At 46.6% G+C, this 24,486-nt stretch carries 16 protein-coding genes and 1 pseudogene; 7 read left to right on the forward strand and 10 right to left on the reverse strand.

Annotated elements, in window-relative coordinates:
- Positions 1-285: 285 nt before the first annotated feature.
- The 6 genes and pseudogenes from pdhA (at position 286) to B4G81_RS03055 (ending at position 7,702) form a co-directional block, all read left to right on the forward strand.
- On the forward strand, positions 286-1,395 hold the full coding sequence (gene pdhA / locus B4G81_RS03030; protein ID WP_294079927.1) for a pyruvate dehydrogenase (acetyl-transferring) E1 component subunit alpha: 1,110 nt from the start codon (positions 286-288) through the stop codon (positions 1,393-1,395).
- Positions 1,392-2,369, forward strand: a complete 978-nt coding sequence (locus tag B4G81_RS03035; RefSeq protein WP_294079929.1) for an alpha-ketoacid dehydrogenase subunit beta — start codon at positions 1,392-1,394, stop codon at positions 2,367-2,369. Before pdhA ends, B4G81_RS03035 begins: the two co-directional genes overlap by 4 nt.
- 190 nt (positions 2,370-2,559) lie before the next feature.
- Positions 2,560-3,882, forward strand: coding sequence for a dihydrolipoamide acetyltransferase family protein (locus B4G81_RS03040; RefSeq protein WP_294079934.1), 1,323 nt, complete (start codon positions 2,560-2,562; stop codon positions 3,880-3,882).
- Positions 3,883-3,927: 45 nt separating this feature from the next.
- Entirely contained in the window at positions 3,928-4,761 is an 834-nt protein-coding gene (locus tag B4G81_RS03045; protein WP_294079936.1) for an ROK family protein, read from the forward strand.
- A gap of 24 nt (positions 4,762-4,785) precedes the next feature.
- Positions 4,786-4,926, forward strand: a pseudogene (locus tag B4G81_RS03050) (SagB/ThcOx family dehydrogenase); the annotation flags it as partial.
- A 238-nt stretch (positions 4,927-5,164) separates the two neighbouring features.
- Positions 5,165-7,702: a DUF5686 and carboxypeptidase-like regulatory domain-containing protein gene (locus tag B4G81_RS03055; RefSeq protein ID WP_294080421.1), complete on the forward strand. Its 2,538-nt coding sequence runs from the start codon at positions 5,165-5,167 to the stop codon at positions 7,700-7,702.
- Positions 7,703-7,722: 20 nt separating this feature from the next.
- Here the strand turns inward: B4G81_RS03055 and B4G81_RS03060 are convergent, their stop codons facing one another.
- The 9 genes from B4G81_RS03060 to B4G81_RS03100 form a co-directional block, all read right to left on the reverse strand.
- Positions 7,723-9,141, reverse strand: coding sequence for a sialate O-acetylesterase (locus tag B4G81_RS03060; protein ID WP_294079940.1), 1,419 nt, complete (start codon positions 9,139-9,141; stop codon positions 7,723-7,725).
- A 200-nt stretch (positions 9,142-9,341) separates the two neighbouring features.
- Positions 9,342-9,749, reverse strand: coding sequence for a heavy-metal-associated domain-containing protein (locus B4G81_RS03065; RefSeq protein ID WP_294079942.1), 408 nt, complete (start codon positions 9,747-9,749; stop codon positions 9,342-9,344).
- An 82-nt stretch (positions 9,750-9,831) separates the two neighbouring features.
- Positions 9,832-11,454, reverse strand: coding sequence for an efflux RND transporter periplasmic adaptor subunit (locus B4G81_RS03070; protein ID WP_294079970.1), 1,623 nt, complete (start codon positions 11,452-11,454; stop codon positions 9,832-9,834).
- Between the two features lie 11 nt (positions 11,455-11,465).
- Entirely contained in the window at positions 11,466-13,013 is a 1,548-nt protein-coding gene (locus B4G81_RS03075) for a TolC family protein (protein ID WP_294079972.1), read from the reverse strand.
- Between the two features lie 13 nt (positions 13,014-13,026).
- A complete protein-coding gene (locus tag B4G81_RS03080) occupies positions 13,027-16,851 on the reverse strand; it encodes an efflux RND transporter permease subunit (protein WP_294079974.1) in 3,825 nt (1,274 codons plus the stop codon).
- Between the two features lie 138 nt (positions 16,852-16,989).
- Complete coding sequence (locus B4G81_RS03085; RefSeq protein ID WP_294079976.1) at positions 16,990-17,466, reverse strand: hypothetical protein; 477 nt, start codon at positions 17,464-17,466, stop codon at positions 16,990-16,992.
- 340 nt (positions 17,467-17,806) lie between these two features.
- Positions 17,807-18,208: a phosphoribosyltransferase gene (locus B4G81_RS03090; RefSeq protein WP_294079978.1), complete on the reverse strand. Its 402-nt coding sequence runs from the start codon at positions 18,206-18,208 to the stop codon at positions 17,807-17,809.
- A gap of 1 nt (position 18,209) precedes the next feature.
- Entirely contained in the window at positions 18,210-18,719 is a 510-nt protein-coding gene (locus tag B4G81_RS03095; RefSeq protein ID WP_294079980.1) for an ECF transporter S component, read from the reverse strand.
- A 141-nt stretch (positions 18,720-18,860) separates the two neighbouring features.
- On the reverse strand, positions 18,861-20,024 hold the full coding sequence (locus B4G81_RS03100; protein ID WP_414703158.1) for an esterase: 1,164 nt from the start codon (positions 20,022-20,024) through the stop codon (positions 18,861-18,863).
- 571 nt (positions 20,025-20,595) lie between these two features.
- On the opposite strand from B4G81_RS03100, the gene crcB reads away from it, so the two are divergent.
- Complete coding sequence (crcB, locus tag B4G81_RS03105) at positions 20,596-20,970, forward strand: fluoride efflux transporter CrcB (RefSeq protein ID WP_294079982.1); 375 nt, start codon at positions 20,596-20,598, stop codon at positions 20,968-20,970.
- Positions 20,971-21,033: 63 nt separating this feature from the next.
- On the opposite strand, the gene B4G81_RS03110 is transcribed toward crcB, so the two are convergent.
- Positions 21,034-24,387, reverse strand: a complete 3,354-nt coding sequence (locus tag B4G81_RS03110) for a DUF1080 domain-containing protein (RefSeq protein WP_294079984.1) — start codon at positions 24,385-24,387, stop codon at positions 21,034-21,036.
- Positions 24,388-24,486 lie beyond the last annotated feature (99 nt).

The following is a 24,486-nucleotide window of genomic DNA, read 5'->3' on the forward strand; positions in this document are numbered from 1 at the left end:
ATATTCTTCTTTTTTTCATTCCAATTCTGCTGATTCTGTCTTCCGTCTGTAATAAGAGTCAGGAATGAAGGCGCAAAATTAATAATATTAAGTGACAATGACGACAGAGGGTCCGTTTGTAAGTATTTTTATGACCCCTTTCAGCCTCTTTTAAGAACTATTTATGTCTCGAGATGTTATATTCAGTGCTAAGTGTATTTAAGATTCACAGTGAAGTGTTGTTTAAAATAGTTTGATTGCTTCAGGCTATGTCATACAAAGAAATAGTGCTAAACAGACAGATAGATGATCCAAAATGATTTACCTGCGATTTTTCGTGACTTCGATCCAATAGAAGATAAGATGCTGCAGGTCATCGACAATGAAGGGAATGTGGTGAATGAACCGCTGATGCCCGCATTGGAGGACGAAATAATTATAGATGCTTATAAGCAGATGTTATACGAGCGGCTGGCCGATGAGATGGCTGTCTCTTATCAGCGCCAGGGACGGATGTACACCTATACACCCAATATGGGGCAGGAAGCTATCCATATTGCCGCCGGAATGAATATCCGGAAAGAGGACTGGGTGGTGCCTGCTTTCCGGGAAATGGGTACCCTACTGGCTAAAGGGGTTACCATGAAAGAGATGTTCCTGTTTTATCTGGGAAATGAACAAGGCGGCAGTTTCAAGGATGCCTACCATGTCCTGCCGATCGCGATTTCTATCGGAACGCAATTTCATCATGCCACCGGTATAGGTTATTCCGTGAAATACCGGAAAAAAGATGAAGCGGTATATACTTTTATCGGTGACGGAGGTACTTCGGAAGGTGATTTCAGCGAAGGGCTGAATTTTGCCGGTGTATGGCAGGTGCCGGTCGTCTTTACGATACAAAATAACCAGTATGCTATTTCCGTCCCGGTGAAGTCGCAGACCAATTCGATCAACCTTGCGGTGAAATCGGTCGCTTTTGGTATCCCGGGAATCAAGGTGGATGGCAATGATTTTCTTGCCATGTATCTGGTTTATAAAACGGCCTCCGAATACGTCCGGTCAGGGAAGGGACCCGTGCTGATCGAAGCTGTCACCTATCGTCGTGGTGCCCATACCACCTCGGACGATCCCTCGAAATACAGGTGTAAGGATGAGGAAACGCTATGGGGGCTGACTGATCCGTTGATCCGTCTGAAACGTTTTATGCAGAATAAGGGAATATGGCAGATCGATGAAGAAAAACTTATTGAAGAATACCGGTTGGAGATCGATGCCCAGTTTGTAGATGCGGAAAATAACAAGTCCTATCCCTGGGAAGAGGTATTTGAAAATATGTACACCGACATGCCGGACGAGCTAGAGAGACAAAAGATGGAGTATGCACAATTCTTAAGCTGGAAGGAGAAAAGGAGATGAGCGTAATGACAATGGTAAAGGCGATTAATAATGCGCTCGATATAAAGCTGGAAGAAGATAAGGATATTGTTGTGTATGGTGAGGATGTAGGCGTGGAGGGCGGCGTTTTCCGTGTGACCGAGGGGTTGCAGCAGAAGTACGGCGTGGAGCGTGTCTTCGACTCCCCCCTGGCGGAGTCGGGGATTGTCGGTACTGCCCTGGGAATGGCTGTGTCGGGTCTCAGGCCTATCGTGGAACTGCAGTTCGAAGGGTTTACCTTCCCTGCCTTTAACCAGATACTCTCCAATGTGTCACGCATGCAGAACCGTTCCCGTAAGAAATACGGAGTGCCGATGGTGATCCGTTTTCCCTATGGTGGTGGTGTCAATGCCCTGGAGCATCATTCCGACAGTCCTGAAGCCCTGTTTGCCCATATACCGGGGCTCAAGGTAGTGATCCCGTCCACTCCCCATGATGCGAAAGGGTTGATGATTTCCGCTATCGAAAGCAATGACCCCATTATCTTTATGGAGCCGAAACGGATTTACCGGGCAATCAAGCAGGAGGTTTCTGAAGAGAAGTTTACCCTTCCCCTTGGCAAGGCCCGCGTGGTGCAGGAAGGGACAGATATAACGATTGTGGCTTTCGGAGCCATGATCCGTGAATGCCAGAGAGCAATCGCAATGGCACAGGAGACCGGCATTTCGGTGGAGTTGATCGACTTGCGTTCCATTTATCCCATCGACCGGGAAACCGTCGGGAATTCTGTGCGGAAAACGGGACGTATGCTTATCGTGGCCGAAGCACACCAATCTTTCAGTGTCGGGTCGGAGTTAATCGCTATCGCCAATGAGGAGGCTTTCCTCTATCTGGAAGCACCCCCCCGGAGGGTGGCAGGATTCGATACCATTGTTCCGTTGGCACAGGGGGAGAAGTATTATATAATTTCGCCCGAGCGTATTTTTTATGAAATTGAAAAGAGCATTAAGTTTTAATCCGGATAAATCGGAACAAGTAATGTCAATGAGAATAATCCCGATGAATCGGGACATGTAGTGCCAATGTGACTGATAAAAAAGAAGTCCGAAGTTGAGAAGTAAAGAAGTTGATTTTTCACTTTTTACTTTTCACATTAGTTTAGTTTAGTCTTGGCTCTTGCCTCTAAATATCTAAAAATCAATTATAATGAGGTTTGTATTTAATTTCCCCGACTTGGGCGAAGGATTGGAAGAAGGAACCATATTGGAGTGGTTTGTTTCGGAAGGAGATAATGTGAAAGTGGGTGATTCTCTGGTGCAGATGGAAACAGACAAAGTAGTAGCTGATATTCCTTCTCCCAAAAGTGGCACTGTTATCGCCTGCCACGGCAATGTGGGCGATGTAATTCATGTGGGTTCGCCGCTTGTGGAGATAGAAATAGAGGGCAGTGGAGCGCGCGAGGGGAATACTGAAAAGGAAAATACTGATACCGGCAAACCGATAGTCGTAGATGCGGGATTGCCCGTGGAAGCTATTGTTGAATCGGAAGAGGGTGCAGCGGTAGTAGGAACCATGGAATTGGCCGGTGAAGGCTCTTTACTGGCTTCTAGCAACGAAGTCTCTGCCGAAACAACCAATATGGATAAAGCGGGATGCAAAGTCCTTGCCACACCGGTCGCCCGTGCTATGGCAAAAGAGATGGGGATCGATATCAACCATGTGCCGGGTAGTGGTCCCTCGGGAAGAGTCAAAAAAGAAGATATACTGAATTATACATCACCATCCACAGAGGGGAGTGGTAAAACAAGTGCAATTGCACCCCGGATGGAAGATGTAACCTACAAGCCACTTACCCAGATCAGGAAGACCATTGCAAAGAATATGCTTCACTCCAAACATAACGCGGCACACATGTCGGTTTTTGAAGAGGTGGAGATATCCTTGTTGAAGGAGGTCGTTACGAAATACAAACCCAAATTTGCCGCTAAGGATGTGAAGCTCACCTATCTGGCCTTTGTTGTGAAAGCGGTGGCACAAGCATTGAAACAACATCCCCAGCTTAATTCCCAGATCGATACGGAAAACAACCGGATGATCTTCCGCAACCGTTACCACATCGGTATCGCGGTGGATGCCCCCGATGGATTAGTGGTGCCCGTGATCCGGGATGCAGACCGTTTAACTATTTTCGAAATAGCAAAGGCAATAGGTGAATTGGCCCAAAAGGCACGGGAGAGAAAATTAGTATTGGAAGATATGAAAGAAGGTTCTTTTACCATCACCAGCTTCGGCTCCATTGGCGGTATTTTTGCTACGCCGGTGATCAATTTTCCTCAAGCCGGTATATTGGGTATCGGGCGTATCCTGAAAACGCCTATCGTGAAAGATGACGAAATCGTGGTAGGCAATATCATGCCTGTTTCACTTACCGTCGACCATCGTATTGTGGATGGTGGCGAGACCACCCGCTTTGTTAAGAGGGTAATGGAATACCTCTCTGATCCCGTATCGTTATTGATGGATGATTAGAAAAGTTTATTAAATTTGTACCAGATATTGAAATAAAGTAAATATATGGGAAACATTCTTGGTATTGATATGGGCGGTACCTCCATTGTTGGAGGTCGAATAGAAGGTGAGCATATAGCCGGGCAGATTATAGTAGATACCTGTGCCCGGGAGGGGGGTGAAAAAACATTGAATATACTGAAGGGACTTATCCGTCAGCTAAAGACTACTGATACCAGGGCGATCGGAATAGGAGTGCCGAGTGTAGTAGACCGGGAGAAAGGGATTGTCTATAATGTCCAGAATATAAGGAATTGGGATGAAGTATATCTGAAATCCCTTCTTGAAGCGGAATTTGGACTGCCTGTTTATATTGATAATGATGCTAACTGTTTTGCCTATGGGGAGAAAATCTTTGGAAAAGGCAAAAATTTTGAAAATTTTGTGGGTATTACATTAGGAACAGGCGTAGGAGGGGGGATCATTCAGGATAATCATCTGTTATTCGACTCCAACTGTGGTTCCGGAGAATTTGGAGAGATACCCTATCTCGATTCAATCCTTGAGGAATATTGCGGAAGTCGTTTCTTTACCCGGACGACAAGCCGTTCAGGCTATGAAATTGCATTAAAAGCGAGGGAAGGAGATATAGAGTCGATTGAAATATATAACCAATATGGAAAACATATCTCTGCGTTGGTGAAAGTGATATTGTTGATCCTTGATCCGCAGGCTATTATTTTCGGAGGTTCCATATCTAAGTCATTCGACCTCTTTAAAGATTCAATGTATGAGAATCTGAAAGGTTTCCCTTATCCCAAGTCGGTGGAGAAAGTTCAAATATTGACTTCCGACCTGCATAATATCGGAATTCTTGGAGCAGGCGCTTTGTGTGTATAGTTTACGGATACCCCTCCGCAATTCTCCGATCTGTTGTGGGCGGCTAACGGCTTTAACCGTGATGGTAAACGCACTGCGCCGACGGCAAACAACCGTCAGGAATTGGACCTGTATGTAATAACCAAGCGTGGAGTCTATTTGAATGATGCCCGTAACCATCTTTTGATATCCCGACTAGCCTCTGTCCCTTGTTTCACTTTCTGTCCTGCCTTCTTCCGTCATGAGGGTAGAATGCTTACCTGTGGAGGAAAAACAAATTTTTAGATGCCCTAAGATAGTTTAATCACAAAATAACAGCCGCGTATGCTAAAAACAACTACTTTTGTTCCTTCATATCGGTTAATGTTGATGTAGGTGGATGAAGGGTAGATCGTTGTATAAGTATTACAGACTGTTTTTCTTGATGAGGCTCATAACCTTTAGCGGGTATGCGCAAACTGTCACATCCGCGTCGGGTTTGGTGCAGGACGCAGTTACGGGTGAAGACTTGCCTTTCGTTACAGTCATGTTTGAAAATTCAACCATCGGCACGGCAACTGATGACAACGGCCAGTTTGAATTGAAAAACACGCAAGGATACCACACCTTGCAGGTCTCTTTCGTCGGATATGAGACGAAAAAAATCCCTTTGAAAGCGGGAACCCATAATGCCGGACTGGAGATATTGCTGACACCGTCCACTATGGAACTCGACGAAGTGGTCATCCGTCCGAAAAGGGAGCGATACCGCAGAAGAAATAATCCCGCCGTCGATTTGATCCGGAATGTGATCGAACACAAGGACCAAAACCGGATCACCTCCCTGGATGAATATCAGGTGGAGACCTACGAGAAAATTTCCCTGGCTTTGGATCAATTTAATCCCGATGCCGGTCAGAACGCATTTCTCCGGCGTTTTCCCTTTCTTGTGAACTATGTCGATTCCTCGGCTATCGACGGAAATCCGATACTGACACTTTCCATACGGGAGAAACTGGCAGACCAATATTACCGCAAAGACCCACGGTCGGAAAAAACAATCTACAAGGCATTGAGACAGGAGGGTATCGACCGGGAACTGGATAATTACGGCGCATTCACTGCCAATCTCGAGGAAATCTTTCACGAGGTGAACATTTTCGACAACGACATTAAATTCCTGCTCAACCGCTTTGTGAGCCCGCTCTCCTCCACGCTGGCGACGGCCTATTATCAATACTTTATTATGGATACCGTGGCAGTAAATGGAGACCAGTGCATCGACCTGGCTTTTGTACCTGCCAATTCACAAAGCTATGGGTTTACCGGACGGCTCTATATTTTGACGGATGGTACCTACGCTGTCAAGAAAGCCACCTTGAACGTTCCGAAACAAATCAACCTCAACTTCGTCAACCATATCCAGATAGAACAGGAGTTCAAACAGACGCCGGAGGGGGTATGGGCACCCGACAGGGTGGATACTTATGTGCAAGGACGATTTGTGAAAGGTACGCAACCGCTGTATGTCCATCAGTTGAAAAGTTACGACCATTACCGCTATGAGGTCACGAACCGCGATTCGGTCTTCGCCTTGCAGGGCGACGTGCATACGGCACCCAACGTTGTCATGAGCGATGCGCTGTGGGCAGAACGGAGGCAAGTACCTCTCCCCGCAAGCGAAGATGCCATGGGAGAGATCATGGATCAGTTTTATGACCGGAACTCGTTCAAGGTCTTCATGAAGGTGCTGGGAGTGGTAGTGTCAGGCTTTATCGAAACCAGTAGGGAACATGATACCAATAAGTTGGATATCGGTCCCATGAACAGCTCTATCTCGTTCAACGAAGTGGAAGGGTTGAGACTGCGTGCCGGGGCTATGACCACGGCCAACTTGCATCCCCACCTCTTTTTCGGAGGATATGCGGCCTACGGATTCAAAGATCATAAATGGAAATATTCGGCCAAGGCAACCTACAGTTTCAACGACAAGGAATACCATGAGAAGGAGACTCCATTGAATAACCTTAGCTTGTCGCACGAGTTCGATATTTTCACACCCGGGCATACATTCTTCAATACCGGCCAGGACAACATGTTGCTCTCCTTTAGGACGGGGAAGGTGATGGATAAGATGAATTATCTCCGCACTACGCGGCTGCAATACGAGAAAGAGTGGCTCAATGGCCTTACGGTAAGCACATGGCTGCAACATCAGAACAATGAGGCCGCAGGCGCGCTGCAATATATCCGGCATGACGGGAACGACCTTTTTACCCAATTGACCGATTTCACCACTGCCGAATGGGGTGCCTCGTTGCGTTTTGCACCGGGAGAACGTCCGTTTAATACCCGTGTGGGAAAAGAATCGGTCGGTAACCTCTCCAACGATACGCCCATCTTTTTCCTTTCCCACCAAATCGGGACGGACGGTGTGGCAGGAGGCGATTATTCCTACCAACATACGGAGTTGAGCATGGAAAAACGCATCTGGCTCTCGTCTTTCGGGCATATCGATACGAAGATAAAAGCCGGGAAAGTGTGGGACAAGGTGCCTTTCCCCCTGTTGATCATGCCCAATGCCAATCAATCGTGGACTATCCAGAAGGATGCTTTCCACCTGATGAACGCCATGGAATTTGTCGCCGACCAATATGTTTCAATAACGGCAAATTACCATTTGAAAGGGTTTATCCTCAACCGTATTCCCCTTGTCAACCGCCTGAAAATGCGCGAAGTGGTATCTTTCAGTGGTGTTTACGGGGATTTATCCGATAAAAATAACCCATACCTGACTGACGGGTTATTCCTATTTCCCGAAGGAACTTTTATGTTCGGCAATAAACCCTATATGGAATATAGCGTGGGGGTTGAGAATATACTCAAGGTGCTGCAAATAAGTTACTACCGTCGACTTAGCTACCTCGATCATCCGGAAATCTCCAAAGACGGGATACGGGTAAACCTCAGGTTCACTTTCTGAATGCAAATTCACTGTTTCTATTATTTCTCAAATGAATCTGTTCTGAACGGTACTACCGGTAATTCACGCGTACCGGCAAAGTTCCCTGTCTGAAAGTTACGGAAACAATAACGGACAGCTACCGGTTTGTCAACCCCTTCGCGGAACACTTCCACTTTGCCGTCACGAACTACTGCCACGGCGGGAAGGAACTGTCCGTCTTCGGCAGCAATCTCGAATCCTTCGATACCGTCTGTGCGGTTGAATCCCTCTCTTGCATGATCGAAGGAGAGAATTACCTTACCGTCACGAATCTCCATTGAATTATACTCGGGGCCACGGGCAACTACCCGGTCATACCCATAGGTTTTGTTAAGCGCCATAAATGCGAGCCGTTTTCCTACATCCGTTTTATTGCGGGGGTGGATATTGGTTAACTCATAAGGTTCCACCAAATCGTTCGTGGAGATCATCCCGCTATGAGGAATCAGTTTTTGTGCTTTAAACTGCGCCTCGCGCAGATAGGCTGCACTGCTATCATCTCCATTGCCATAGGCATAAGGAGCAATTTCCACATAGTAAAACGGCAGTTCAGGATTATTCCATTGTTTGCGCCAGAGGGTCACCATATTGTAAAGGCGTTCAGCATACACCTGATGGGCACCGACATTCGATTCTCCCTGATACCAGATAAAGCCTTTTACTATATAATGGGTAAGCGGATGGATCATGCCATTGTACATCAGCAGCGGACGGGCCATTGGATGTAATTTATTGACCGCTTCTTCATTCAGATCCACATCGGGATAAGTCTCGAGGATTTCCCTGCTGGTCCACCCTTCTACCTTGGTACCTCCCCAGGAAGAAACAATAATACCTACGGGTACATTCAGCGACCGGTGGAGTGTTTCCGCAAAGAAAAATGCCGTGGCACTGAATCCCGGTGAATTGGCCGGATTGCATACCTGCCAGCGTCCTTCTACACTCTCTAATGGTTCAAAAGAAGGTGTTTTAGGTATGGTGACAAATCGTATGGCGGGATATTGTCCGGAGAAGGCAATGGTTTCGTTGGCACCCAGTATGGGGTTGTTATTAAAACCTTGTAAGGGCATTTCCATATTGCTCTGTCCGGATGCCAACCATACTTCCCCAATTAGGATATCCTTGAGGACTATCTCTTCCCCATCGGAAATTGTAATGGTCCGTGGGTTAAAGCTTGCTTCGGGCGTTTCGATCACGGCGAGCCAGTTTCCTTCGTTGTCGACTGTGGCTCTCACTGCCGTTTTGCTCCAACAAGGCTTGACCTCTACTGTTTTGCCCGGACCGGCTTTTCCCCATATATTCACTTTGCTATTTTGTTGCAGTACCATCCCGTCGCTCAGGATTTCCGGCAATACCGGCTTTCCGTATAAAACCATACCGAGAATAAGAAGTACCGGTAATAGAAAAAATCGTTTCATTTGCTTTTAGTTTTTTATATGATTGGAACTTAAATGGCTGCATGTTCAATTTCGATTTTATCCTTGTGGAACGATAATGTGATTTCACGAAATGATATAACCGGAATCATTGTCCATGATTTGCAAATTTAGCAAATTATCCTGATAGAAAGTGAAAATAGGGGGATATTTGAGACGGATTAAATAATTAATTGAAAAAATCAACCTCTGTATTTGCAACAAGCCGGTAATGCATCGTAAGTTGCTTGGTCTGCTTTATCCCTGTCGGTATCATATCCTACCCCGGCAATGGCTTTACTGACAGCATCGAGAGTCGTTTGTTGCGGATTGAAATGCAGATGGAGTTCTTTTTTCTCCATATCCCATTCGGCAGTAGATACTCCGTCTACGCTTTTTGCCGCAGTTTCTATATTTTCTTTACACATTTCACAAAGCCCCTGTACACCAAGCACAGCATGCTCGTCCTGATTTTCTGTCCCGGCGGATACTTCTGTTTCAGTCTGTGCTGTTCCGGTTGTAGCAGCACCGCTTTTGGAACTACCCGAATTACATGCGGCGAACAATGAGGCCGCAACAATCATTGCTGATAATACATACTTTTTCATCATAACTTTTTTCTAATTGTTTATTTAAATCTGAGTTTGCCTTTGTTTAACGAAAATAGGATATTTTTGTTCGTTGTTTCCCATTTTACTCCCTGTACTTACAGCATGCGGGCAGCGCGTCGTACACCTTTTGGTCGGCTTTGTGCTTGTCGGTGTCGTGACCCGCTTTGGCAACGGCCTGGGAGATCTTGTCGAGATCGGTCTGCTGAGGGTCGAAATTCAGGTGTAACTGCTTCGTAGTCCCGTCCCACGAGGCGGAAGATACACCTTTTACACTCATAGCTGTTTTCTCAATACGATCTTTACACATCTCACAAAGTCCCTGTACAGTCATCATTGCATGTTCATGTCCGGCGGGAGTCTGATTATGTACATGTCCATGTCCCCCGCCTCCCTGCATGGAATGGCCTTCGTGCCCGGTAACGGCATGGCCGGCTTCATCGTTCATCATACTGCGTTTCCCCGCAAGTTGGGCACTCGCATCAATGGTAAAGGCGCCGTTCGTCACGATCTCATCGCCATCTTCTATCCCTTCAAGCACCAGGTAAGCTTCGCTGAGTGAAGGACCCAGTGCTACTTCTCTGAGGAGGTATGCCGGCGTTTCGGTACCGGGTTGTTTCACATAGACGATGGAACGCTTGCCCGTCCATAGGACGGCTGATTTCGGGATGACGATTTCGTTGTTGTGTTGCTTCAGCGGCGCACTCGCAAGGGCGTTGGCATACATTCCGGGCATCAGTTCAGTGCGGGGATTGGCCGTCTCCACCCTGATTTTGGCAGTACGTGTTGTAGGATCGAGTATAGGATTGATGAAAGATATTTTCCCTGAGAATGTTCTTCCGGGAAGAGATTGGAGGGTATACTCCAACCTGTCGCCTATTTTCAGGAAGGGGAGATCGGTTTCATATGCATCGAAAACTGCCCATACCCGGGAAAGATCGGCAATCTCAAACAGAATGGTTCCGGTGCTGATATAATCACCCTGGTTGACATTTTTGGAAACGACTATGCCGCTTGTATTTGCCGTAATATCGATTAACGGAGAGACTTCTCCCGATTGTTCGATGGCGGCTATCTGTTCGTCCGATAATTTCCAGAGGGATAGTTTTTCTCTTACCGCCTGCAGCAATGCCGGCTGGATATCTTTCATCTTTACGGCTTCCAATAATTCCTGTTGTGCACTTAACAATTCGGGTGAGTAGATGGTAGCAATGGTTTGACCCCGGCGTACACTCTCGCCGGTAAAACTGACCATCAGTTTCTCTATGCGGCCGCCCACATGGGATGTCTGGGATTGTGAGAGCCGTTCGTCCACCTGGATAGTCCCATAAAGCCGGATATCTTTTACCGGATTTTGCCGGCTGACAATCGTCGTCTGGATATTGGCCAGCGCTGCCGCTTCGGTACTTAGTTGAATAGCGTCGGGATCGATGGCGGCATCACCTGATCCGGTTGATTTCAGAGGAATGAGGTCCATCGCGCAGAGGGGACATTTTCCCGGCTTGTCCATCCGTATCTGAGGGTGCATCGAGCAGGTCCATATTTCCTCGCCGTGATCATGATCGTGACCGTGTTCTGCCGTTGCAGTCCCGTCGTTCGACGAGGAGCCGCCGGAGAAAATCAACCAACCGAGGAATAGTCCTACTAACAGGATCAATCCGTAGGTAACATACTTATTATTGATCGCTTTCTTTATCTTAGTGTTCATATTTTTTTAAATTAAAAATTAAAAGTGAATGAGGCAAGTTTTTGTATCGAAGCTACCATCGTATTGTATTCGGCGATGGATTCTGCTTTCTTTAACTTATAATCGAGTAATTGGCGCTGTACCTGTATGACATCGGTCAGGTCGCTTTTTCCCGAGATAAACTCCTGTACCAGTAAATGATAGGTTGTTTGTGCGAGTTGTGCCTGCTTCTCGTACAGGGCAATTTTTCTCGAGGCATCATCCAGAGAGTGCCTGCTGCGATAAAGTTCGGTATACAAGGTGTTCTGGGTATCGGCATATTGCTGTCGGCTTGCCTGCCAGCGGATATTGCTCTCCTTTTGTTGTGCCTTGTATTTACTTCGATAAATAGGCAGGCTGATAGAGACCATCGGCATGATCATGTCCTTGCCGTTCATATCCGTTACCGGGAGGCCTGCATGCCCCATATCCATCCGTTTGCCGATTACCGAATACTGTAACCCTATCCCTAACATCGGATAACCCATTTTTTTGTCCATTTCTGCTTTGGCCCTGTAGGCCGCCCCTTCCTGGTCGATCATCGCCAGCATCGGATTGTTCAGATTGATCTGTTCAGCCGTTAAGGCTACGTCCAATGAAAACGGTATCGCAATGATCGAGTCGGGGAGATGCACCCTGTTGTTGTCCGGTCGGTTCAACAACACGTTGAAGGCTGCCGTTTCGGCTTCGATTTGAGATAAGATGCTTTCGATACTGTTCTCCAGTTCTGCAATTTCCAATTGGATACGCAATACAGCCGACATGCCGGAAGAACTGCCCATACTTTGCATGCTTCCCCCGGAACTCATGGAAGACATAGTGTTGCCGGTAGTTTGAGGCTGGGTCGTTGTTCCTCCCATGGACGATCCCATACTCCCCATATTTCCCGATGCACCCATACTGCTTGTGGCTGTAGAAGAGGATCCGGTAGCCGATGTTGTTTGCGTACGTTCCCCGGAACCTGTGGCTCCTGCCGGAGAAGCGGAAAACTTACGTATGGCCAGTGTCTCCAGTTGTTTCAGGTAATCCCGGTTCTCGCGGCTGTTGCTTAATTGCTGCTGCAGACTGCACAGAGTGAACCATTGTGTATAAACCCGCAGGTAAAGGTTATCGCGCGTCTCCCTGAATTGTTCGAAAGCCATGTTAGCCATGTGTTCTGCTTCGGTGCGTGCAGCTTTGCGCGTTCCGAACCAGGGGAACATCTGCATCAAGGTGAAATCGACAATCTGGCGACCGTCGATGATCTCCATCGGTTGCAGGAAGAAGCCTATTTCCAGTTCGGGATCGGGGTAAGCACCCGCCTGCGGCTTCTTTTCCAGTGATGCTTTATAGGCCAGAAAGTCGGCCCTCACTCCCGGGTTATTGCGTGCTGCCACTTCGAGGTAGTGGAGCAGGGAGTCGGAAACCTGAGGTGTCGCAAGTGAATTGGCCTCCTGTCGGGGGATCGGCAGGCCGGTAGGTGAATCGGCCTGAGCAAACAATGTCCCGGTCATCGCCAAAACGAAGAACAGCGTAATGAAAAATATTCTTATTGTCGACATATCTGTTTTGTTTTTATTCTTTAATGCTACCATGTTTTTTAATCACCGATTCGCGCCACCAGCATTGGAGGACGGGTACAACGAATATCGTCATGGATTGGATCAGCATCCCTCCGAAGGTAGGTATGGCGATCGGCACCATAATATCGGAACCCCTTCCCGTGGAAGTGAGGATAGGCAGTAAGGCGATCAGGGTGACCGCGGTGGTCATCGCTGCCGGGCGTACACGCCGTAAGCCTGCGTACACGACCGCCTCCCTGATCTCTTCTTTGGTCTGCGGGTTGCGTTCGAGGAATGTATCATGAATGAACGATCCCATCAATACCCCGTCGCTTGTGGATATACCGAACAAGGCGATAAACCCTACCCACACGGCAATACTGAGGTTGACCGGGCGCATTTGGAACAGGTCGCGCATATTCACGTCGCCAACCGAAAAATTCAGAAACCACGGTTCACCATATAACCATAATAAGATAAATCCTCCGGCAAAAGCGACAAATACTCCTGAGAAATGGATGAATGACGCGGTAACGGTCTTGAACTGGAAATAAAGGATGACCAGGATCAGGATCAGGCATACCGGAATCAGGATCAGTAACCGATCAGTTGCCCGTTGCTGTTGCTCATAATTACCGGCAAATGTATAGGAGACTCCTTGCGGAAGCCGAAGGTCACCGGAATTGATTTTATCTCTCAGTACTTTGTCCGCTTCCTTTACGACATCGACCTCTGCTTTTCCGGCAATCTTGTCGAAGATGACATACCCTATCAGGAAGGTATTTTCACTTTGAATCATCTGGGCGCCACGGGTATATCCTATGTCGGCCACTTCTTTCAACGGTATCTGTGCGCCGGTGGCGGTGGGGATGATCAGGTTGCCCAGTTCTTCGGGGTTTTCGCGTAGTTCACGTGGATACCGTAACCGTACGGGAAACCGCTCACGCCCTTCCACTGTCGTGGTCAATGCCATACCGCCCACTGCGGCGCTGATGACATCCTGCAGGTCGGCGACCGTGATGCCGTACCGTGCCATATTCTGTCGGTTCAGGCCAATCTCCACATAGGGAGCACCCACGGCACGGTCGTAAAACACGGTAGAAGGTAAAACCGAGGGTACCTCTTTCAAAGCAGCCTCAAGGAGTTTTCCTCCTTCTTCGATTGCCTCGAGGTTGGGTCCGGATACTTTCAATCCCATCGGCGCCCGCATTCCTGTCTGTAGCATCACCAACCGTGCTTCGATGGGTTGGAGCTTGGGTGACGAGGTGAGTCCGGGCAGATGTGACACGTTCACGATCTCCTGCCATATATCGTCGGCCGATTTGATTTCCGGACGCCATTGACGGAAATAATCGCCTCTGCGGTCGATAACCAGACTGTCGGCGGGGATCAGTCGGAAACCCTCTTCAGGGTTATAAGTGGCCCCGCTTTTCAGTAGGTATTCTCCTTTGCGGTTGGTTTTAAACCGCATGCGCCGGCCATCCTGGTCGAGGATATATTCCGGACGGTAATTGATGACATTCTCGAACATTTGCGTGGGGGCGGGGTCGAGCGCCGAATTTACACGCCCCCATTTGCCGACCGTCATTTCCACTTCGGGAATATTGGTTATCCTTTTATCCAATGCTTCCACAAACTGCAGGTTTTGCTCGATACCCGTATGCGGCATACTTGTCGGCATCAACAGGAAAGAACCTTCGTTAAGGCTCGGCATGAATTCTTCGCCTATGCCGGGAAACCGATCGGTGGACGCCTGCCAGAAGGCGGTCTGCCGGAAATTTTTCCATCCTGCGGTCTCGAATCCCTTTGCTATAAAGCCGAATATAGAGTCGAATCCCAGCCAGATAGTGACACCGAATAGCAGTGTGAAAATCGGGATTGCCATAAATTTCCACCGGTTGGCCAGACACCACCGTATCAGTTTTTCGTAGTTGTTGATCAAGAGTGTAAAAAAACCGAGGATCAGCCCGATAAAAACGATCACCATCAGGAAATTGACTACAAAACCTTTTTGAGGTCCCATCGGCAACCATTGGGAAGTCAGGAAGACGGTTGCCGCGAGGATTGCAATGCCTGCGGTAATATAAGTAGTTATCTTTTTATTTTTCCAGCGGTGGGCATACAGGTTATTTATTCCGAACAGGGGCAATACAATTGCTGCACCTACGCCGGTGAAAATAAACAGCAAGATACCGCCGACGATAAGCGCGATATTCAGGGCTTTTCGTATGGTTCCGGACGATATTCTGATCGAGAAGAAATAGTAGGTGAGGGTGGGGACGACCGTCATACCGAGGATCAGAGCTGATACCAGTGTAATGGTTTTGGTATAGGCGAGTGGCCGGAAGAGTTTACCCTCCTGTGCTTCCAGGAAGAATACGGGCAGGAAGCTGACAATGGTGGTAAGCATGGCCACGATGGTGGGAGTGGAAACCTCGCTCACCGCCCGGTGTATCAGCTGCACAAAAGCTTTTCCTTTGGTAATGCCTTTGTTTTCCGGTTTCTCCATGTGCTGGATCACGATCTCCACGAAGACGACACCTATATCGGTCATCACCCCGACTGCAATGGCGATGCCCGACAGGGCAACGATATTGGCGTCGATCTGCAATAGCCGCATCACGATAAAGGCGGCCAGGACTGTTATGGGGAGCAGGCTGGATATGACGACCGATGCCCTCAGATTGACAATGATAATAATAATGACGATGATACTGATGATCATTTCCAGCGTGAGGTCGTCTTCGAGGGTGCCGATCGTTTCCTGTATCAAACCTGAACGGTCGTAGAACGGAACCACCGTTACTTTGGATACCGTGCCGTCATCGAGTACCTTTTGCGGTAAACCCGATTCTATCTCATCGATTTTCTTTTTTACATTATCGATTACCTGAAGCGGATTTGAACCGTATCGGGCAACCACCACGCCGCCTACGGCTTCCACGCCCTCCTTGTCGAGTCCGCCGCGCCGGGTGGCGGGACCAATATTGACGAAAGCCACATCTTTTATCTTCACCGGCACGCCGTTACGCACGGCCACTACGGCTTCCTCCAGGTCGGAGACATTTTTGATATACCCGAGCCCGCGCACAAGGTATTCGGCTTTATTGATTTCGACCGTTTCCGCACCGATATCGAGATTACTTTTCTGCACGGCACTCATGATGTCCATGATAGAAACGCCAAAAGCACGCATGGCATTGGGGTTGATCTCTACCTGGTACTCTTTCACAAATCCGCCGATGGAAGCGACTTCCGATACGCCTTCTGCTGACGAAACCGAATAACGCACATAGAAATCCTGTACAGTGCGCAGTTCGTCGGGATCCCATCCGCCTGTGGGCCTGCCCGTTTCGGGATCACGCCCTTCAAGGGTGTACCAGAATATCTGTCCGAGCGCAGTGGCATCGGGACCAAGGCTGGGCTGAACCCCTTCGGGCAACGTGCCGGCCGGGAGGGAATTGAGTTTTTCCAGTATACGTGAACGGCTCCAGTAGAACTCTATATCTTCATCGAAGATAATATAGATGAACGACATGCCGAACATGGAAGTACTGCGGATGGTCTTTACCCCCGGAATACCCAGCAGTGAGGTAGTCAGCGGATAGGTGATCTGGTCCTGGATATCTTTGGGAGAACGTCCCATCCATTCGGTAGCGACGATCTGCTGGTTATCGCCAATGTCGGGGATCGCATCCACGGGTACCGGATCGCGAGGCAGGATGCCTCCACCCCAGTTGAAAGGAGCGGTGGACAATCCCCATGCAATGATCGCGACTAATAACAGTAACGTGATAATTCTGTTTTCAAGAAAATATCGAATGATTTTGTTGAGCATAGTGAATTTGATTTTATGATGATATCTCACAGTGATTGGATTCTGCCAGATATGAGAATGCAAAAGATTGACTATGAATGGTGATGTCAATCCCTATGTGGCCGGTTGTTTATAGCGAAAACGACCGGTATCGTAAAATCAAATACGGTAAATACAGATGTAAGTGAGCAGACTTACATCTTTCAGGAAAAGACCTTCCGGAGGAAAGTCGGGATCAAGAGTTTGGATGTTGGTGAATGGATCCGATAATTGATACAACTGAGTCATAACGCCTGCTTGGTGCTCTATAGAGAGAGGCAGGAGACGCAGTACCGGCTGTTCTACCTTATTCTGGTAGTCGTCAGTGGCCAACTCGAGTAGTTGTGTGTCGCAGCACCGGTCACCGGGGGCATGCCATTCATAATCGTGATGGGCAGCATCGGTTTTGGGCGTATCACAACAGGAATGGTTGTTTCCACGGTCTGTACCATATACGGGATTGGTATTTGTGTTTACAGGTTGGGCAAACAGGTTGAGTGATTGCAACTCGCCGGCACAATAATGCAATGCGATGACAGGTTGTATCGCAAAGATCATCATGATGGGTAATAATAATATGGCAGTTGTTCTACTCATGTATAGTCACCTTCTTGTTGAAAAAGATATTTCCTTTTTTGCCCGCTAAATAAAATCTCCGTTGTCATTACAACAAAGAAACAATTAACAAGTTTGCAAATCTATCAATTTATTTTCTGATATAAAAATTAAAATCGTATTTTGTGAACGTAAACCTTCCACATAAAAGGCTTTATGGGGGTGCGAACAGGCGCCGCATCTGTCTCTTTTACTGTGATGAACGCTGCTCCCGTGAGAGTTACCGCCCGTAAGAAATTCCGTTTGTCTATGGTTGTTTTTTATTGTTGAATTGTTTTAAAGATTCTTGCCATCCGCTCGAATGAATAAAAAGTATTCCCGGTTATATTATCCAGGGAAATCTGAAGCAGGATTCATTGTAAAGTGAATAATCGGCCTTCCCGTTCACGGCGAATATTTTTATTTCACGGGCTTCCTGCAAAAGTTCGATGGCATATTGCACTGTTGCCCCCGTTTTTATGCGATCTTCCACCAGCAGGATTGATTTACCTTTATAATCAAAGTCGATAGGGGAGACTAACTTAGGGCTGTCGTATTTTGGCTGTTGGTTGGGATCACGTAAATTGATCTTTAGAAGTTGTATTTCTATATTCAACCGCTGGTTGATGATGGCTGCCGGAATGATGCCCCCATTGGCAATCGCGACAATCATGTCAAAAGTTTCATGAAAGGTAATCTCTCGAAACCGTTGCATGACTTCTTCAAATGATTTTCCTGTAGTCATTTTATAGTTTGTCTATTGCTTTCAATAAGAAATACCCACCAAAAAGTTGCAGAAGCATCCCGGGAATACCGAGGCGGAAATCCTGTACGGCAAGGGTGAAATTTTGTGTCATCGCCCATTCTATCCCTGTCCCTATTAGTTGGTAAGCGGTAATAGTCAGTAAAATACCAATAAGAGATACTTTCCCGAAATGTTTGGCAGCCCATGCAGCTACGATTGCCAGAGTAACCGATTTGACGAGGATGGCCGGCAGTACGGCCGCAGGAGGCATACCAAACAGTAGATGGTTGGCCAACGGTGACAAGACTGCCGTCAGTAATCCCACATATATTCCATATTTATAAGCGGCGATCAATGTAAAGAAGTAAATAGGCAGGAAAATGAATCCTCCCTGTGGAATAAGGTGTGCCAATTGTGGTAAGAGAAGGTTTCCAACGATAAATATCGTCGCGAACAGATAAGTTTTCGTGTTACTGAGGTTGAAAGAATATAACTTGGCAGTTGTAGACATAATTTATTGTTATCTATCGGTTTATATTTTCAAGAAGTAGGAGTGCCTATCTTACAAAACTATGAATTAAATCATTGAATAGGGGAGGTGAAATAGTTATTTTTATTTAAAAATAATATCAAGGCCCTTTTGTCACTTTGTTTAAAAGAGCATCGGCAGGAATTCCGACAGGTAGATTCGCCAGTTGCGCCATGTATGTCCCCCTTCTGATTCCCGGTAAATATAAGGAAAGTCCATTTCATCCAGTTTTTTCCTGAAATCGATATTGGCCTGATAGAGAAAATCCTCTTTCCCGATTGCTATCCAGTAGAGTACATAATCATTTACTTTTTGTGTTTTCAATGTCTCCTCGATATGATCATATACTTTTGATTTGACTGCTTCATCAGGCATGATGGCCGCTGAGAAAAGTCCCATGTAATCAAAAGTATCCGGATAGTATCTGGAGATGTGCAGAGTGTGGAATCCACCCATGGAAAGCCCGGCAATAGCTCGTCCTTTTTTTTCAGGGATGGTTCGGTACTGAGTATCAACAAACCGGATAATCTCACCAAAAGTCTCCTCATATTTTCCATCCATGGTATGCGGTAGCCGGAACGCAGGCTTGTAGAAGCCTATGCTCGATTCGCCGGGAGCGGCTTCCTGTGATACATTCCCGTTAGGCATTACAATAATCATAGGTTTTGTTCTTCCTTCGGCAATCAGGTTATCCGCTATCTGTGATGCACGTCCGAGGGTTATCCAAGCTTCTTCGTCGCCACCCATGCCATGCAAGAGATAAAGAACCGGATAGGAACTGTTGTTCTCTTCATATCCGGGTGGTGTATAGATAGTAATCCGCCGGGCCATATTGTTGCCGGGTGATTGATACCACCGTTTTGTTATTGTGCCGTGTGGAACACTATTCACTTTATAGAGGTCGGCTTGTCCTCCACCGACGAGTAGCACGTTCAATGTACTGGCTACGTCGCGTCGGTAATACACATTGTTGGGATCGTTTATCTGTAGTCTGTCCACATTGAAAGCGTAGGTGTACAATTCGGAGGAAAGGGGATGTGTTGTATAACTCCAAACCCCGTCGGCGCCTTTTGTCATTTTCGCTTCCTCCCCGGGAGCCAGAAAGTCACCCGTCACAGATACGTCGTTGGCAGTAGGGGCCGCTAAACGGAATGTGACGGAATTGTCGGCATGTATCTCCGGGGAGATAATCTCTTTATTCTGCCCAAAAGACAGATTTTCCTGTGCATCCAATGAAAAAGACAGCAATAAAGCTACTCCTAAAATTGAGGAAAAGTGGATCTTCATTTGTTATTTGGGTTTTAAAATATATACGGCTAAATTTTTATTATGAAACATAAATTCCTTCTTTTTCAATACATTACTTTAAGTATGAATTCATATTTTCTCTAAATCGAATAATATCACAAGGCAGTCTGACAAATTTTCCAGATATTCTTTTAAATCCATTACCAGAAAAGGATTCGATGTCTCAGTTCCCACACATGTATCAGCAATTGAATATATTCATCTTTTGCCTTCATCCAAACTAATTTGTTTCACAAAGCTAATAAAAACTATCGGTAAAGAAAATACGTATTGCATTTTTTATATAATAAAATAAATAGTACCGGATGTTAAAAGTAAACACAAGAAATTTTTTCAGTGTAACTTTCCTGAATTTTAGGACAAAAATGCGAGATGCATTCCTGAATAAAAGGGATATAATGAATACGTGCCAAAAGCACTGTTTTAGGGCAGGAATGTCATGCAGGTATGACTATTGTCAATTTTGATGAACAAAAATAAATTTTGTGTAATAATGATTGGGTAAAATCGTTTAGTAGAGGTTATCTTTGCAGTAAAAAGTCCGACCAATATGTGGAAAGATATACTCTTTGTAGGGATTGGAGGGGGGATTGGTAGTATCTTTCGGTTCATTGCTTCCCGTTTTGTTATCAGGCATGTTCCTGTTGAATGGTTGTTTGCAGGTACGCTCGCAGTAAATATTACAGGATGTTTCCTGATCGGGATATTATCAGGGTGGATGCTTGCGCATCAACCGGAAAATCAAACATTCCGTCTGCTTTTGATTGTAGGGTTTTGTGGCGGGTATACCACGTTTTCAACCTTCGCATTTGAAAACCTTCGGTTGATAGAAACGAACCAATGGGGTTTATTTATATTATATACATTGGTGAGTGTTATTATCGGTCTGCTGGCTGTGTGGGGTGGGATGAAATTGGTGGGCTGAGTAAAAATGCGCCATACGAAGAAAAATCGTACGGCGCATTCTATTATCATTGTTATCTGAATTTTACTTCAGTTCCTTGATGCGGATATTCCTGAACATTACTTTTGATCCATGTCCCAAAAAACCGATATGGCCGGTTTTATTGAGCAGACCGGGATGTTGTCTTTTATCTCTTGTTCCGTTTTTAGACGCTTCACGGATATTACCGTCGAGGATGGTCGTTCCATTAAGTATTACCTTGATATGATCTCCATCGGCAATCACTTCCTGATAATTCCATTCTCCGAGGGGTTTCAGGAATCCCCTTTTCGCCGGAATCACGCCATAGACTGAGCCGTGATACTGGTATATGGCCAGCTTTTCGTAGATAGGCGCGTCATTATCCAATATCTGTAATTCCATACCCACGTAAGCTGCATCGCCTTCCAGAGGCGTGCGGATACCTAATCCGTTGTTGGCTCCCGGCGTGAGCATGAACTCGAAACGGAAGACGAAGTTATCGAATTGCTCATTGGTATAGAGATTGCCCCCCGATCCCTTGCTGGGGTGCAAAACGATATTGCCGCTTTCTACGGCATAGTCCCTTTTGTTACCTGTCCACTGGTCGAGGTTTGTCCCGTCGAAGAGGATGCGAAAACCCTCTTTTTCTTCTTCTGATGATAATTTGAAAGGCCCCGGACGGGATATTTCTTTGATGAAGATGTCGCGGTAGGCCACCTTGCTGCCATGCGCCTGCAATTCGATCTGTTCCATCGGGAAAATCGACTGGTTCCTGTCCCAGTAGTTCTCCAGGATCACATTGTCGGTTACCAATTCTCCGTTCAACCAAACCGATACACGTTCTCCTACCATACGGATAAGGAAAGTATTCCATTCACCCACCTTCTGGTCAGCCACCTTGAGCGGTTTACTTAGGTTGTGTTTGTTGTTATAGAGTCCTCCAGAACCTACTTCCGCACCTACGTTCGTGCGGGCGGTATCCCATATCTGTACCTGCGGTGTCCCGCGCAGATAGATTCCCGCATCGGGTTCGGCACCCGGATAGAGTTTCCAGTCTACCAGCATCTCAAAATCGCCGTATTGCTTTTCGGTACAGAGGTTATTATATCCTTTCCCGTCAAAAATGATATTGCCGTCCTCTACTTTCCAGTCGTTGCCTGCCTCTTTATCGGCTTTTTTCTGAGCAGCAGCCAACTCTCGGGAGGACATCTTTGCCCGTTTGATGGGATTTTCTACTAACCCTTTCCATCCGTCAAGATCTTTTCCATTGAAGAGAGAGATAAATCCACCTTTGGTTGGATTTTCTGTGAGGTATTTGGTGATGGACTGTCGTTGATAATCGGCATCGGGATTGGAGAGTGTCTTGCTCACCTTGTTCAGTATATGAGTTGTCTCAGCCCCTGCAAACGAAGAATTATTGATAGCGATATTCATTGCTGCTTGTGCTGCATTTTCGCTCAAAGCCGTATTATCCATGTAGGGTGCTGCAAAAAGCATTGCTTGATATTGCCCTGTATTGCCTGCTAGTCGCAGTATATCGTTTTTCTGCTTGTCAGTTTGGGCGAACTGCATCGTTTCTCGAAGGTAAAGATATTTAATTGCTCCGGTCTGATCAGACTTACGGATTAAAGCGATCAATGCATCGGTTACTTTTTTCAGTTCGTTTTTTTCTTTACTGTTTCTTGCAATATCTAGTATAGGATAGATTACAAGGAAAGACTTCCACTGTGTGAGTGCATTGAAAGCTGATTCTTTTTCTGCTCCCTCGGACGTGGCATAAGCCGTGGTAATGATATCCATGGCTTCCTGTGACTCGCTGTTTGTCAACGCGGTATAATAGAGATGTTTGTTGGGGGAGTTTTTCATCCTTTGCGTCACCATGTCAAGTTGTTCTTCTGCCGGCAGATAGTTCAATGCCGCATTGATTGCCTGTTGAATGGCGGGCACATCTGAGGCATCCGCTCGTTCAAGCAAGGTAAATAAATCCGGCAGGTTCTTGTCTGTCGACACATCTTTCAGCGTATTGGCGGCGGCAGATTTTATATTTTTATTGTCACTGAACATCTGGTTGTAAACCAGGTTGTACTGGCTTTTCATCTTCCGGTTGGAGACAAGTTCCAGTATCGCCTTTTTCCCTATATCGCCGCTATCCTCAAACACCGAAGCAAGCGTATAGGAGATATCGCCATTATAAGTGGATAAAGCTTCTTTTGCCAGCGTGACGGTCTCATCATTGTCGCTTTTCAGGAGCGATGCCAGGGTAATCAATGCTTCTTCACCACCCAATTTTGCCAGTGAGAGTACGGCCGCTTTCTGTACCATGTCGACCGGTGAACCGGCAAACGCAGTAATCTGGGGTATGGATGCTTTTTTATCGTGTTTGCCCGACCAATAGACAAGTGCTGTCTGTACTTCCGGCGATTTGGTAGAAGCGAGTGTTGCCTGTATCAATTCGGATGATTTTTTATCGTTCCCGAACAATAGGTTCAATACACCCGAAAGGTAGGTGATGTCGCCATCCTTGATGATCTTGTTCATATCCTCTTTTTTTACCGTAGGTTGTGCCAGCAATAGTTTGGTAGCCGCAATCCGGATATCCTGCTTACCCAATTTTTTACCGGTGGCCAATAATTTTTCAGCCTCTTTTTTCACCAGTTTCGATTCTGTATCGTTCAATCTGCCAAGCAGTAAAATATAGGAAGCGGTGGCGTTATCTTTCTGGTATGCATAACCGGCTTTCTTCGCGGCATCGCGTAAGGGTTTGAGTGATGCTTTTGATCCGGTATTTCCCAAAGCGTTTAACAACACTTTCCGCATTGCTTCCGGCGGATTCCGGTTGAGAAGGGCCAACAGGGTCGATTCAGCTTTCTCGTATGCTAATTGGCTGAGGGCGTTTACCATGTTCAATTTGATTTTTTCGTCAGATGAAGAGGTAAGTGCAGCCAGTAACGCATCGCCGGATTTTTCTGTTCCGATGGATACCAGTGCCTGTGCAGCAGGATCGGACAGGTATTCATCCGAAAGGAAAGCCGAGAGAGCTTCCACATTGTCATCCTTACCGATCATCCTGAGCTGGCGTATCACGAAGGCCTTCACTTCTTTGTCCAACGGTCGGGTGAGAGCCTTTTCAAAGGCGCCGGCGGCTACCTTGCGCATTGCATTGTCGTTGGCCACGAAATGGGTCCATCCGCTGATAGCATAATCGAGCGTTTCATTGCTTTGATCTCCGGGGGGATTCATCCTGCCAATCAGGTCGAGCAATCCTTCTTCTCCGGTAGAGACTAAATCCGCGATTATCTGGTTGTATTTGTGGGGTGTATCGGCCGGCAGCTGAGCCAACGCGTCGGCAATGACGGTGGTTTTTGTTCTTCCTTCCGGCAGTTGGGCCTGTATTCCGCTTGTAATAAGCAGACTCATACAGAATATAAGTAACTGTATATGTTTCATTTTTGAATTAAAAATTAAAATTCATTATTCACATTAATTTCGTCCATTTTCTGTCGTCACTCGACAAAG

The organism is Proteiniphilum sp. UBA5384 (assembly GCF_002410825.1).
Lineage (GTDB): Bacteria > Bacteroidota > Bacteroidia > Bacteroidales > Dysgonomonadaceae > Proteiniphilum.

Coding starts and splice junctions, on each gene's coding strand:
- pdhA (WP_294079927.1), top strand. CDS start 286: ATGATCCAAAATGATTTACCTGCGATTTTTCGTGACTTCGATCCAATA.
- B4G81_RS03035 (WP_294079929.1), top strand. CDS start 1,392: ATGAGCGTAATGACAATGGTAAAGGCGATTAATAATGCGCTCGATATA.
- B4G81_RS03040 (WP_294079934.1), top strand. CDS start 2,560: ATGAGGTTTGTATTTAATTTCCCCGACTTGGGCGAAGGATTGGAAGAA.
- B4G81_RS03045 (WP_294079936.1), top strand. CDS start 3,928: ATGGGAAACATTCTTGGTATTGATATGGGCGGTACCTCCATTGTTGGA.
- B4G81_RS03055 (WP_294080421.1), top strand. CDS start 5,165: ATGAGGCTCATAACCTTTAGCGGGTATGCGCAAACTGTCACATCCGCG.
- B4G81_RS03060 (WP_294079940.1), bottom strand. CDS start 9,141: ATGAAACGATTTTTTCTATTACCGGTACTTCTTATTCTCGGTATGGTT.
- B4G81_RS03065 (WP_294079942.1), bottom strand. CDS start 9,749: ATGATGAAAAAGTATGTATTATCAGCAATGATTGTTGCGGCCTCATTG.
- B4G81_RS03070 (WP_294079970.1), bottom strand. CDS start 11,454: ATGAACACTAAGATAAAGAAAGCGATCAATAATAAGTATGTTACCTAC.
- B4G81_RS03075 (WP_294079972.1), bottom strand. CDS start 13,013: ATGTCGACAATAAGAATATTTTTCATTACGCTGTTCTTCGTTTTGGCG.
- B4G81_RS03080 (WP_294079974.1), bottom strand. CDS start 16,851: ATGCTCAACAAAATCATTCGATATTTTCTTGAAAACAGAATTATCACG.
- B4G81_RS03085 (WP_294079976.1), bottom strand. CDS start 17,466: ATGAGTAGAACAACTGCCATATTATTATTACCCATCATGATGATCTTT.
- B4G81_RS03090 (WP_294079978.1), bottom strand. CDS start 18,208: ATGACTACAGGAAAATCATTTGAAGAAGTCATGCAACGGTTTCGAGAG.
- B4G81_RS03095 (WP_294079980.1), bottom strand. CDS start 18,719: ATGTCTACAACTGCCAAGTTATATTCTTTCAACCTCAGTAACACGAAA.
- B4G81_RS03100 (WP_414703158.1), bottom strand. CDS start 20,024: ATGAAGATCCACTTTTCCTCAATTTTAGGAGTAGCTTTATTGCTGTCT.
- crcB (WP_294079982.1), top strand. CDS start 20,596: ATGTGGAAAGATATACTCTTTGTAGGGATTGGAGGGGGGATTGGTAGT.
- B4G81_RS03110 (WP_294079984.1), bottom strand. CDS start 24,387: ATGAGTCTGCTTATTACAAGCGGAATACAGGCCCAACTGCCGGAAGGA.